The 13,341-nt window shown below is 46.4% G+C and carries 10 protein-coding genes; all 10 read left to right on the top strand.

Annotation, left to right across the window (positions count from 1 at the left end):
* The first annotated feature begins 37 nt into the window (after positions 1-37).
* The 10 genes from hepC (at position 38) to A8C56_RS05325 (ending at position 13,322) form a co-directional block, all read left to right on the top strand.
* Positions 38-2,020 carry a heparin-sulfate lyase HepC gene (gene hepC / locus A8C56_RS05370; protein WP_067753058.1) on the top strand — a complete coding sequence of 661 codons (1,983 nt, stop codon included), beginning with the start codon at positions 38-40 and terminating at the stop codon, positions 2,018-2,020.
* A gap of 336 nt (positions 2,021-2,356) precedes the next feature.
* Positions 2,357-2,755 carry a hypothetical protein gene (locus A8C56_RS05365; protein WP_067753055.1) on the top strand — a complete coding sequence of 133 codons (399 nt, stop codon included), beginning with the start codon at positions 2,357-2,359 and terminating at the stop codon, positions 2,753-2,755.
* A 205-nt stretch (positions 2,756-2,960) separates the two neighbouring features.
* Positions 2,961-3,638 carry a hypothetical protein gene (locus A8C56_RS05360; RefSeq protein WP_157097881.1) on the top strand — a complete coding sequence of 226 codons (678 nt, stop codon included), beginning with the start codon at positions 2,961-2,963 and terminating at the stop codon, positions 3,636-3,638.
* Between the two features lie 8 nt (positions 3,639-3,646).
* A complete protein-coding gene (locus A8C56_RS05355) occupies positions 3,647-4,894 on the top strand; it encodes an amidohydrolase family protein (RefSeq protein ID WP_067753049.1) in 1,248 nt (415 codons plus the stop codon).
* A gap of 511 nt (positions 4,895-5,405) precedes the next feature.
* Entirely contained in the window at positions 5,406-5,564 is a 159-nt protein-coding gene (locus tag A8C56_RS25455) for a pyrimidine dimer DNA glycosylase/endonuclease V (protein WP_394330809.1), read from the top strand.
* Positions 5,488-5,781 carry a hypothetical protein gene (locus A8C56_RS05350; protein WP_218917249.1) on the top strand — a complete coding sequence of 98 codons (294 nt, stop codon included), beginning with the start codon at positions 5,488-5,490 and terminating at the stop codon, positions 5,779-5,781. Before A8C56_RS25455 ends, A8C56_RS05350 begins: the two co-directional genes overlap by 77 nt.
* Positions 5,782-5,863: 82 nt before the next feature.
* On the top strand, positions 5,864-6,955 hold the full coding sequence (gene dinB, locus A8C56_RS05345; RefSeq protein WP_245645769.1) for a DNA polymerase IV: 1,092 nt from the start codon (positions 5,864-5,866) through the stop codon (positions 6,953-6,955).
* Between the two features lie 791 nt (positions 6,956-7,746).
* A complete protein-coding gene (locus A8C56_RS05335; protein ID WP_067753040.1) occupies positions 7,747-10,149 on the top strand; it encodes a TonB-dependent receptor in 2,403 nt (800 codons plus the stop codon).
* 149 nt (positions 10,150-10,298) lie between these two features.
* Positions 10,299-11,645 (top strand): amidohydrolase family protein, encoded by a 1,347-nt coding sequence (locus A8C56_RS05330; RefSeq protein WP_071609316.1) that lies wholly within the window; start codon positions 10,299-10,301, stop codon positions 11,643-11,645.
* Between the two features lie 183 nt (positions 11,646-11,828).
* On the top strand, positions 11,829-13,322 hold the full coding sequence (locus A8C56_RS05325) for a hypothetical protein (RefSeq protein WP_218917248.1): 1,494 nt from the start codon (positions 11,829-11,831) through the stop codon (positions 13,320-13,322).
* Positions 13,323-13,341 lie beyond the last annotated feature (19 nt).

Here is a 13,341-nt window from a genome sequence, read left to right as displayed (position 1 = left end):
CCATTTTCCTCTCAGGAACTCTTATAATTCAATACATATGCGCTGCACTCAATATACTGGTCTTAGCATCCTGTTTATAGGAATCGCTTTCCTTCTTAAGGCACAGCAAACGCCTATATCCCAAAAAGACTTTGATATCATCAACCTTAATTACCCCGGACTGGAAAAAGTAAAAACAGCGGTAGCTGCTCATCAATATGATAAGGCAGCTACGGCACTTCTGACCTATTTCAAAAAGAAAAGCGCTGACCGGGAGCCGGATTTCAGCGCTTCAGAAGAGAATGTAAGCATGGATCAGCCGGTGGATAAGGCTACTAAGGCCACTGCGGACAGCGCCTTACTGCATAAGTTTCAGCCCCACAAGGGCTATGGCTTCTTTGATTATGGCAAAGACATTAACTGGCAGCTGTGGCCGGTAAAAGATAACGAGGTTCGCTGGCAACTGCACCGGGTAAAATGGTGGCAGTCCATGGCCCTGGTATATCGCGCTACCCATAATGAGCGGTATGCAACAGAATGGATGGCTCAGTTCTCAGACTGGGTAGCAAAAAACCCACCGGGCCTGTCGGCAGATAACGATAAATATGCCTGGCGCCCGCTGGAAGTATCTGACAGGATCCTGAACCTGGCGCCGGCCTTCAGCATCTTTGTAAGCTCACCGCATTTTACACCTGCTTTTCTGATGCGCTTTTTAAAAAGCTATCACCAGCAGGCCGACTATCTTTCCACACATTATGCAGACAAAGGCAATCACCGTTTGTTTGAAGCGCAGCGGGTGTTGTTTGCAGGCACTTCCTTTCCTGAATTTAAAAATGCGCCGGCATGGAGAAAAAGCGGTATTGAAATATTGAATACCGAGATCAAAAAACAGGTATACCCCGATGGGGTGCAATGGGAGCTGTCGCCCAATTATCATGTAGCCATGATCAACACCTTCCTGAGCGCCTTACGTTCCGCACGCGCCGCAGGGCTTGAAAGGGAATTTTCGGCCGGCTACCGGGAAACGGTTGAAAAAATGATCCTGGCAACCATCAATTATTCCTTTCCGGATTATACGTACCCGATGTTTGGAGATGCCAAACTGGTTGATAAAAAAAGCATGCTTAAAGCCTATAACAGTTGGGCAAAGGCTTTTCCGGATAATGCGATCATACAGTTTTTTGCTTCGCAAGGCAGCAAAGGAAAACAACCTCCGTATCTTTCACACGGCCTTGCCACCTCCGGCTTCTATACCTTCCGGAACGGGTGGAAGGAGGATGCTACGGTGCTGGTGCTGAAGGCCAGCCCTCCGGGGGCTTTTCATGCCCAGCCGGATAACGGTACTTTTAACCTATGGATAAAAGGGCGCAACTTTACTCCGGATGCCGGCTGTTATGTGTATGCCGGTGATTCAACCATTATGAAGCTGCGGAACTGGTATCGCCAGACCCGTGTGCACAGCACGCTTACATTGGATAATGCCAATATGGTCATTACGCAGGCGCAGCAGCAGCAATGGAAAACAGGTAAAGGCCTGGATATCCTTACTTATACCAATCCCAGCTATCCGAAGCTAAAGCATCAGCGCAGTGTGCTGTTCATCGATCAGAAATATTTTTTAATGATCGACAGGGCCATAGGAAAAGCAACCGGAAACATCGGCGTACATTTTCAATTAAAAGAAGACAGCAAAGCCGTTTTTGACCAGCACTATCATAAAGTGCATACCACCTATGCTGATGGCAATAACCTGCTGATCCAAAGCCTGAACAAAGACCAGGTATCCCTGAAAGAAGAAGAAGGCAAAGTTTCCTATGCTTACCGCAGGGAAGTAAGCCGCCCGGCCTTTGTATTTGAAAAACCAAAGACAGACGGGCATCCGCAAACCTTTGTCACCATTCTGTACCCATATAGCGGGGAAAAAGTGCCGGAAATTTCATTAAAAGAAAATGCCGGAAATAATTATGATACTAACAGCCTCCACCTTACGTTAACCATTAACGGCCGGCAAAAAGAGCTGGTAATGAAGCTGGCAGATTGATCCTTTTGTGGCTTGCTGGTTGGTTCCGGTAGCTTTATCAGACCTGGAGGCGACCCAAAGGCGCCCTGATTGTCATATGAGCTTTCCAGTTGTAAAAACAAATTCATGGAGGCAATGACAATCATTCTTACGGATCATCCTGAAAATGTCATCCCGGACCTGTTCGGGGATTTGTTTTTGTTTCAGGTCTGTTGAGTGATGCTATACATAGATGCTGAAATACCCGTCCCACCGGGGTCATCCGGGCAGGAATTCAGCATGACTAAAGCAGTATTGGTTTTCAACGTACCATGTAATCTGTCATTGGCAACCATAAAAGCGTTGCATTTAAGCTGATTGGGAGGACAATTTTTTCAATCGTCATCCCCGGCGCATCCTGCAATAGCCGGAGAAGCCGAAGGATCTCTGTATTACCAGAAAGATTCCTCCGCTCCATCCGTTCGGAATGACATTCCTTATGTAGCTTCATTTCCAACAACTTACAACACCTGCCATTGGCAGTCTGACATTACTTTTTGGTCAGCCCCTATAAGCCCCAAACAACAGAGCTCAGGTTTTCCACTGCTGTTTGGCAATACCAATAGCTGCAAAAAAGCAACCCTGGTTTACAGGCTGAATATTGACCCGCAAGTGCCAGGCGTTACAAACAGGCATTTCCCTATCATAGCAGAACGTATTTTACAGCTATCCGTTCCGGAAACTGTGGCCAGCGGCAAGGAGTATGCACCTGTATAAATAAAAAGCGCGGCTGTCAAATACAATCTTTTCGTATCTTCAATTCCGGGGAAAAGCAATTGCAGGCGTTGCAGCAAACAGCTACCATTCAGAAACCAAAAGAATCCTGATATAAACCGGAATCATTCAGCTTGTCCCGGGTCATAAATAAAATACCATGAGCTCACTGGAAGTTTTAAAACATTCCCGCAATGTTTTCTCAATTATGAAGAATAAAACTTTAAATATCAAGCACAAACTAACGGAAATAGCCATCGAGATCGCTATTATCGTTTTTGCCATTTCCCTATCCCTCTTCCTGGAACGATGGCGGGAAAAAACAGAAGACCATCACCTGGAAAAAAAATTCCTGAGCGGATTAAGAACAGACCTGCAAACCGATCTGAAAGAACTGCAGGCCGCTTCAGAAAAATGGCGCTCCATGAAGCAGGCAGCCCGGTATTTTTTAAAGCCGGAAAAAGAAATAACGGCATCAAATGACAGCACCCGTTTTTACGGTTACAAATTATTTCATAATGTTTATTTTTTCCCGAACAGTAACCGATATGAATCCTTAAAATCAACAGGGAAGCTGAACGTAATTAAAAACGAAACCTTACAGGGCAATATCATTGATCTATACCAGACAAAGATTCCGGATCTGATGCAGCAGATCGGTTTTTTCAATGATTTTATGAATACCCGGGTGCGGGACTACCTGATCAGTAATTTTAACAGGAATGCGCAAAATGAAGTGGTTTTGGATAAGGCATTCTTTACCAATATCCATACAAAGAACCTGCTGTCTTTCTATGGCGACCTGGATGATATTATGAAAAGGGCGGCCGCTGCTTCCGGCACCATGGATAAGGTTTTGGAACAGATCGATCAGCACCCGGAATAATCAATACTGTGCGCAGCAGATCAGGCATACTTCTTTTTTTATTTTTTCCATTCCTGGCAAAAGCCCAGGAACCCGTATTGGTGCTCAAACACATTACGGTGGTTGATGTAAAAAAAGGAGGCCTTATAAAAAATGTGTCTGTCAGCATCCGTGGCAACCGCATTGAGCATATGGGTAACAACATAGAGATCCCTTATAGCGCCACGATCATAGAAGCACGGAATAAATATTTGATCCCCGGGCTGTGGGATATGCATGTGCACCTCTCCTATTATGGCAAAGACGCTCTGGCAATGCTTGCTGCAAACGGCATCACCGGTGTGCGGGACATGGGCGGTAATCTTACGCAGATTGATGAGTGGCGGGATGAAATAGCAGCCGGGAAACTTGCGGGCCCACGCATCAAACGGGCAGGCCCTTTTATTGACGGCCCCAAAAAAATGAGCCCGCTCCGGGCATCCTTTACAAGGATCCCGGCCAGTGAAAATGCCGCCCGCCAATTGGTCGATTCTCTAAAAACAGCAGGCGTTGATTTTATTAAAGTGCACAGCCGGCTTTCCCGTGCTATTTTTTTTGCCGTGAGTGACGAGGCACGAAGACAGCATATTCCAGTGGTGGTGCACCTCCCTAAAGCCGTTAGTCCCGAAGATGCTGTCCGTGCAGGTGTAAGAAGTATAGAACATACAGAATCGCTCTTGGGCAGTGTCATATATGAAGAACAGGATACCGTTCGTACCCGGCAAACCATATCAGCATTGAAAAAGCTGTATGGTACATATGGAAAAAAACTGGCTGCATCGATCGCAGCTCATAAAATATTTTATGATCCAACTCTGATCTCTTTATATAGAGTGCATGGTACGGGTTATGAAAAAATGCTTGCCCCCCGCTTATTGCCTTTAATAACACAGCTGCACCAGGCAAAGGTAAAACTGCTAACCGGCTCCGATTTTGCCGGTAAGGATGCGGGCATCCGGCCGGGCTATGACCTGCACGACGAATTGGTGCTTTTTACACAGGCAGGGCTTACGCCACTGGAAGCACTTCAAGCAGCAACGGTCAATGCTGCTGAATGCCTTTATATGACTGATTCTCTGGGCACCGTTGAAGAAGGAAAAATCGCAGATCTGGTGCTGCTTAATGCAGATCCGCTCAAAAACATTCATAACTCCCGGGATATTTTTGCGGCAGTACTGAATGGGCACTACTGGCCCGCAGAAGCGCTAAAACGCAGGCTTCTTAAAGCAGATCAATAGTTCTGTTACCGGCTCTTTCCGTACCAGCAAATTTTCACCGGCAATTATAAGCCTCCAATTAAAACACAAAATACCCGGGCCCATACTATATACCGGCTATTGGTGGAGAACAGTGGCAGAACATCGTCTGCTGAATTTGCATCAGGATTACTTCCTTTGTTCCAATGAAGTTATTTCCAACAACACTATCAATTCAAAAAAGGAATTGCCTCCCTTATACAACTTCCATACTTTGCCGGTGTTGTGCTGCGGCAACTAAACTTTTACCAGTCATTACAGGCTTCAAAGCAAAGCACAAGATAATATATACTATATTATCAATTATTAGTGCACCAACAGATCCTGTTTTTGTTCTCTGTTTGATCAGATGAAAGACGGCAGGGCATACAGATAATTTTAATTTTGAAACAGAACATATACTGTTACTATTTGTAAAATCGCTGAAAGCGATAATATTAGCGCGAAGCCTCTTAGCTTCGCACAGCAAATTGACAAAATTCCACAATCAACGATGAGACTCTGGTCTATACATCCGAAATACTTAGATACCAAGGTGCTTCTGGCAGCATGGCGGGAAGCGTTGCTGGCAAAGCATGTACCGGAAGGAAAAACAAAAGGGTATAAAAATCATCCGCAATGGATCCGCCCTGGCCAGGAATTACCGTTTTGACAAAGAGAAAATTGATTTTAACTTCCGGCCGGTAAAAATAACGGTGACCAACGGGCAGCTTGCATATGAAATGAAACATTTGCTGAAAAAGCTGGAGACAAGAGATCCCGGCCGGTTTCAACAGTTGCGTCAGCTAAACAGCATTGAGCCCGTTGCGCTGTTTAAGATAAAAGAAGGCCCGGTAGCATCATGGGAAATTATAAAATATCCCGATTGAAGTTTATTTTTGAGCCCGCAGGCATCTGTGTATTGCCTCATAACAGACGACAGCAGGTATGCCGGAAATAAAATGAATGGCTGTGGAAGCAACACATCGTAAGATCATTCACATAGATATGGATGCCTTTTATGCATCCGTAGAACAGCGCGATTTTCCGGAATACCGCGGAAAACCGCTTATTGTGGGCGGCTCACCTGAAGGGCGCGGCGGTGTGGTAGCTACGGCCAGCTATGAAGCCAGAAGGTATGGGGTACACGCTGCAATGCCGTCTAAAACCGCACAGCGGCTCTGCCCCGGCGCCATTTTTGTTTATCCACGTTTTGATACCTATAAAGCCGTATCCCAACAGATACACGAGATCTTTCACCGGTACACAGATATTATAGAACCGCTTTCCTTGGACGAAGCCTACCTGGATGTAACGCATGACAAACAGGGCATCAGCTCTGCAATTGCAATAGCCCGGCTGATCAAAGCAGCCATTAAAGAAGAGCTGCGGCTTACTGCATCGGCGGGCATTTCCGTTAACAAATCCGTTGCAAAGATTGCGTCGGATATCAACAAACCGGATGGCCTCACCTTCATAGGCCCATCGAAAATTGAAGCTTTTATGGAGCAGCTGGCCGTGGAAAAATTTCATGGCGTTGGCAAAGTAACAGCAGCAAAGATGAACGCAATGGGACTGCACACCGGCAGCGATTTAAAAAAACTGTCTGAAACAGACCTGATCCAACATTTCGGGAAGCCGGGAAAATTCTATTACCAGATCGTAAGAGGCATTGACAACCGCGCTGTGCAACCTTACCGCGAAACCAAATCAGTAAGCGTGGAAGATACTTATCAGGAGGATCTGACTACGAAAGCAGCTATGCTTCCTGAGCTGGAGCTGCTAACAGAAAAGCTGGCTCAACGGCTGCTGCGTTCCGGCCTGAAGGGCAGAACAGTAACCCTGAAATTCAAGTTTCATGATTTTACTATTATAACGCGCAGCCATTCATCTGCTGAACTAATGAATAGTAAAGAAACCATTTTCCCTATTGTAAAGATCATACTGGACAAAGCGCCTGTTGAAGAAAAAAGAGTGCGCCTCTTAGGCGTTGGCATCTCCAATTTTGAAATAGCCGATCAACGAAAAAAAGATAATCCGGATGGGCAGTTGAGATTGTTCTGAAATAAAATATACCACTACAGGCATCCAACACATCAACAGCAGCCTTTTTCCTTATCAGTCCTGCTGCCGTTTAATACCGTTTAGACTTTTAAATGGCACCAGGTGAGGGTATGTCAGGCTGAGGCAACTATAAAAGCGTTGCATTTAAGCTTATTGGGAGGACAATTTTTTCAATCGTCATCCCCGGCGCATTCCGTTATTGCGGGAAAAGCCGGGGGATCTCTGTATTACCAGAGAGATGCCTCCGCCCATTCCGCTCCATCCGGCCGGAATGACGTTCCTTATGTAGATGGCCTGGCTTCTCCAGGCGTTTTTTCAGAAATATCCAGAACTGTAATCTTTTCCTATCCTTCTTCCAGCAAAAAGTCAACCGGTTTACTATCACCACTACCAATATCAATAATACCTGCGGTTTTAGTGATCTTTAACTGGCAGGTTGCTCATTTCTGTACAGTTCCTATTCCTTAAAAGGCACCTGCTCCTATAAACCTACGCAATATAGCCCGCGTATATTTTATGATCTTTGCTATTCCTCATCAAAAAGCTGTTTACAACAATCACTAATCCCCTGCTAAATTAAAAAAGGCCCGATTCTCAATTACAGTGGTAAGATTACCCCTGAATGCTCCTGCTCATCGCTTTGAAACCAGCCTACAGGCCGCAGTTGCATACCGGATTTCAGCAACAGGATTGTAATAAAATGCCGGGGTTCATTTTTTCCGCTTTGCGTAAATGTAATGACAATAACAGGATTAGTTTTGCGCCGATTAAAAAAAAGCAGCATTGTAAAAATGAAACAACTGACATTTCTGTTATCCGTATTTATTATTCCGGTCATTCTTTTTGCCCAAACAGGCCATATCAGGGGGACAATTACAACAGCAGACGGCCAACCTGCCCCGGCCATAACGATAACGCTTGAAGGTACCCGGCATACCGTTATCAGCAACGAAAAAGGTCTTTATGAAATAAGAGCCGTACAACCGGGCTTCTGGACTTTGTCCGTTTCAGCTATAGGAACCAGGGTGCAGCAGCGGGAGGTCAATCTTCAGGCCGGTGATACGGTAATTGCCGATTTCGTTATTAATGAAACCGCACAGCAACTGGATGAAGTATTGGTCAGCTCACATAGAAATACGGAGCATGCTTCTGTTAGCCTTCGTTTAAAAACCCCATTGCTGGAAACGCCCCAAAATATACAGGTAGTGGATCAAAGCGCGCTCGCCGCACAGCAGGTCATCAGCATGAGCGATGGGGTAATACGCAATGTAAGCGGCGCTACCCGCCTGGAGCATTGGGGCGACCTTTATACGAACATTACAGCAAGAGGATCCCAGATTCAGGCCTTCCGCAACGGGTTCAACGTTGTGGCTTCCTATTGGGGACCGCTTACGGAAGATATGAGCTTTGTAGACAGGATCGAATTTGTAAAAGGGCCTGCCGGCTTTATGCTGGCCAATGGCGACCCAAGCGGCTTGTATAATGTGGTAACCAAAAAGCCTACAGGCATTACCAAAGGTGAAGTGAACCTGACACTCGGCAGCTTTGATCTGTACAGGGGAAGCCTGGATCTTGACGGTGCGCTCAGTAAGAACCGGAAATTATTATATCGCTTCAATATTGCCGCGCAAAACAGGGGTTCACACCGCGATTATGAGTACAATAACCGCTATGTGATCGCCCCGGTGATCTCTTACCAGGTAGATGACCATACAAAACTGACCCTGGAATATAACGGTCAGTTTGCCAGGATGACGGAATTGGGCTCCTATTATATCTTTTCCAAATACGGATATGGCACATATCCCCGGAATCTCACATTTACCAATCCCGGGTTACCGCCTACCACAATCAACGACCATAGCGGGTATGTGACATTAGAGCATTCGTTCGATCGTAACTGGAAAATTACGGCCCAGGGAGCTTATTTTAACTATCAACAGACAGGTATGAGCTCATGGCCTTCCTATATGGACTCTGTTACAGGAAGTGTGATCCGGAACATCGGCATCTGGGACGCCAAGAGCACGATGGCATTGGGGCAGGTATTTTTGAACGGAGAGTTTTATACCGGCAACGCCAGGCACCGGCTGCTGGCGGGGATTGATGCCGCCAGTAAGAGTTATTATGCGGATTGGGGGCAATCGCATAACCTGGACACCCTGGGCGCGCTCTTTGACCCCACCCACCCTACTTACGGAGTACCGGTGAACGGTTATCCGGAATTTGACCGCAGCAAGCCTATTGAAGAAAGGGCCATAGCAGCCTGGGGCATACAAAAGCAGCGGTATTCCAGCATATATGTTCAGGATGAAATCGCCTTCTTTAAAGAAAAACTAAGATTAACGCTGGCCGGCCGTTACACGGATGTGAGCCAGGTTTATGGGGTAGATGTACCTTACTCTACTGCAAAACATTTTACCCCCCGGGTGGGATTAAGTTATTCTATCGGCAAAACAGCTTCGGTTTATGCGCTCTATGACCAGGCTTTCATACCGCAAACAGGGGTATTGACTAACGGAGGTGCAATAAAACCGATTACAGGAAACAATATGGAACTGGGCATCAAGAAAAACTGGTTTCACGACAAATGGTATACGACCCTGTCAGTTTACCGCATCCTGAAACAAAACGAGCTGACTACCGATCCGCATTCACAATCCAACCCTGCTACCAGCATTGTATTGGGTGAAAAAGTGGCTAAAGGCATTGAGTTTGATGTAAGGGGAACTGTGCTGCCTGGCTTTACGGTTATGGCTAACTATGCACTTACTGATGGCAGGGTTACCAAAGTGGCTCCGGGAGCGGAAGACATTTATACCGTAGGGGAAATTGTTCCCGGTTATGCAAAACATACGACCAATGCCTGGCTCTCCTACGAATTACAGAAAGGCGCCTTACAGGGGCTGGGAATATCGGGGGGCTTTACCTGGCTGAAGGAACGTCATACAGACTGGTTTGGTGCCAATGGCAAGCTGCCGGATTATTTCAAGCTGGATGGAGGTCTGTTCTATGCAAAAAACAGATACAGGATCACGCTGAACGTGTTTAATATACTGAACAGGTATTTGTACAGCGGTTCCTATTACCCGCTCCCCGCTTCATTAACAGATAATTCAATTATGACGCCGGCTTATTATTATCAAACGGAGCCACCCCGCAATTTACGGATCAGTTTTAGCTATCATTTTTAGGGGAGCAACCGATATTGAAGCATAACCTCCAACCGCCATAAGGCGGTCTCTTTCAGACAGCTCATCCGGTTCCTCCTGATGAGCTGTCGTTTATTATTTTTCTTTCCGCTTTTTTTGCTGATCTTAGCAGTTACAAAACCCTCCGGACAATGTTGCTTTTAAAACGACTCCTGTTCCTTGCCTGTTGCGCGCTGTTACTGGCCAGCTGTAATTTCCGGAAGGAAAAAACACAGACATCTTCTATCCTGCTCCAGGATGTATTACTTATTGACGGCAATGGCGGGGCGCCTCTAATGCATATGGATGTGCGCATCCGTGCAGACAGTATTGCTGAAATCGGCCGCAAACTGGATACACAGCATACCCTGGTGATACCGATGAGCGGCAAAACCGTTATGCCGGCACTGACCAGCGCTCATGTGCATGTGGGCTCATTAAAAGGCACCGCCAATAAACCGGAAAATTATACCAGAAACAATATCCTGTCCCAGCTAAAAAAGTATGCAGACTATGGCATTACCAATATCCTGGTAATGGGCACTGATCTGCCGATGCTTTTTCAAAGCGGCCTGCGGGACTCTTCTGTAAATAACCTGCTGCCCGGCGCCCGGCTTTTCTCGGCAGGATATGGCTTTGGGCCTCCCGGTTTTAACACAGGGCATCTTTACCAGCCGCAGCGTGCAGACCAGGTACCCGCCCAGATGGACAGCCTCGCGCAGTTGCGGCCGGCAGTTGTAAAGATATGGGTAGATGATTTTGCGGGGCACAGCAGAAAAATGGATACAGCCGTTTACCGGGCTGTTATCCGGGAAGCCCATAAGCACGGGCTAAGGGTTGCTGCGCACGTCTATTACCTTGCCGATGCGCGCAGGCTGGTGGCAGACGGGGTGGATATGCTTGCGCACAGTATCCGCGACAGTGTGATTGATGACAACCTGGTAAAACAAATGAAGGAAAAAAAGGTAATCTATATCCCCACCCTGGCCCTGGACCTTTTCTCTTTTGCCTATGCCGGTATGCCGGAGTGGATCAATGATCCTTTTTTCAAAGCAGCTTTAGAGCCCGGTGTCTATGAAATGATCACGGCCCCCGGCTACAGCGCTGCTGCAAAAAATAGCCCATTGTATGCAAGAAACCGGCACGGCTTTGAAACAGCCCTTAAAAATTTAAAAAAGCTGCAGGATGCCGGTGTACTTATTGCAATGGGCACAGACAGCGGCGCTCAACCTATACGCGTGCAGGGCTTTTCAGAACATATGGAGCTGGCCTTAATGGTACAGGCAGGCTTAACACCGTTGCAGGCTATTACCGCGGCCACAAAGAACGCGGCACACGCATTAAAGATCAATGCACAGTTTGGCACCATCACTCCGGGCAAAAAAGCCGATCTGTTAATTATAAACGGAAACCCTGCAACAGCTATCAGCAATACCCGGAATATTGCAGCAGTTTACAAAGCAGGCAGGCAGGTAAGCAAAGGCCCGAAAGCTCCATGAGCTTATAACCGGAATGGATTCCAGAACTACCGGTTCAATGCCAGATCATTGCCTGTTAGCCCTTCCGGTGTTTTCTCCGGCAAACAATAGCAGCTCCTTTCATTAAGGACAGGCGCTGATGCGCCGGGATCCGCCTGCAATACATTTATCCTTTTTCCCCGGTGTTGATAAAACTCAGTATTTTTGCCTATCACTACACTCCTTTTAATTGACGCTATGGATATTGTGCACGATAAAACTTTAGCCACGAAACAAAAAGCGCTTTTTATCAATCTTGATAAAGACATCTACGGCTCCTTTGCCGAAATAGGCGCAGGGCAGGATGTAGCCGGGAATTTTTTTAAAGCCGGTGGCGCGTCCGGCACTATCGCAAAAACAATGTCGGCATATGACATGTTTTACTCTGATGCAATCTATGGTGTCTCTTCCGATAAAAGATATGTAAGTGAAATGCGCCTGCTTTCTATGCTGGAGCATGAATACGGGCTGCTGATTGAACGGCTGGCAGACAAACGCGGTGCCACTACCAAATTCTTTGCCTTCTCCGATACCATTGCGGCATTAAACTACCAGAAATCCAATGATGCGCACGGGTGGATGGGCGTTCGTTTCCAGTTAGAGCCCAACGGGCTTTACAATGATGTGATCCTCCATGTGAAGTTACTCGATAATGAAAACACGCTGCAGCAGCAGGCTGTGGGCGTGCTGGGCGTAAACCTGATGTATGCCTGCTTTAATTATTATTCTGATCCCGCGATCTTTATCCGCTCATTAATGGATGATCTGTCCACAGACAGAATACAGATTGATATGATCCGTTTTGAAGGTCCCGGGTTTGTTCATGTGGATAACCGTTTAATGAGCCTTCGCCTGGTAAAATTCGGTTTTTCGGATGTGGCCGTGTTTGGCCCTGAAGGAAAGAACCTGCCTCCCATGGATGCCCTGTACAAAAAAAACATTGTGGTGATCCGTGGCCGCTTCCGTCCTTTGGTAAACGTGCATATGGATATGCTTAAAAATGGTGTAAAACAATTCATGGAAGAGCCCGGCCTGGATAAAGAAAATGTGCTGGTCATAGCTGAACTTACTTTACAGGCATTAAAAGAGCGGAATGCTACCGAAAAAGAAGACATAGATGAAAAGGATTTCCTGGACCGAGTAGATATACTGTGCTCATTGGGGCAGACGGTAATGATATCCAATTTCCACGAATATTATAAGCTGGTAGCCTATCTTTCCAGGATCACAAAATTAAAAATGGGCATGGTGCTGGGTTATCCTAACCTGGAATACATTTTTGGCGAGGAACATTATAAAGACCTGCCAGGGGGCATCCTTGAATCTTTTGCAACACTGTTCAGCCGGAATGTGAAACTTTTTATTTACCCGACCCTGCGGAACGGCGTTATTTTAAATTGCCTGCGTTTTTCCCCGCCACCCCATCTTATAGACCTGTACCGTTACCTTATTGCTAATGATAAAATTGAAGACATCACACATTATAATGAGCGCCATCTGCAAATACAAACAGACAATGTTCTAATGATGATCAAAGAAGGCAACAAGGCATGGGAAGACCTTGTGCCTCCGGAAGTAGCGGCCATTATTAAAGAGCGCTTCCTGTTCGGCTATCACATCGACAACAAATCTGCCGATGGGGAGCAACAGATCGCATAGCTTGCGGATCAGCTACCCC

The organism is Niabella ginsenosidivorans (assembly GCF_001654455.1).
GTDB classification, from domain to species: domain Bacteria; phylum Bacteroidota; class Bacteroidia; order Chitinophagales; family Chitinophagaceae; genus Niabella; species Niabella ginsenosidivorans.
Note: the sequence above shows the minus strand (reverse complement) of the source record. Positions and strands in the feature narration are given on the sequence as shown.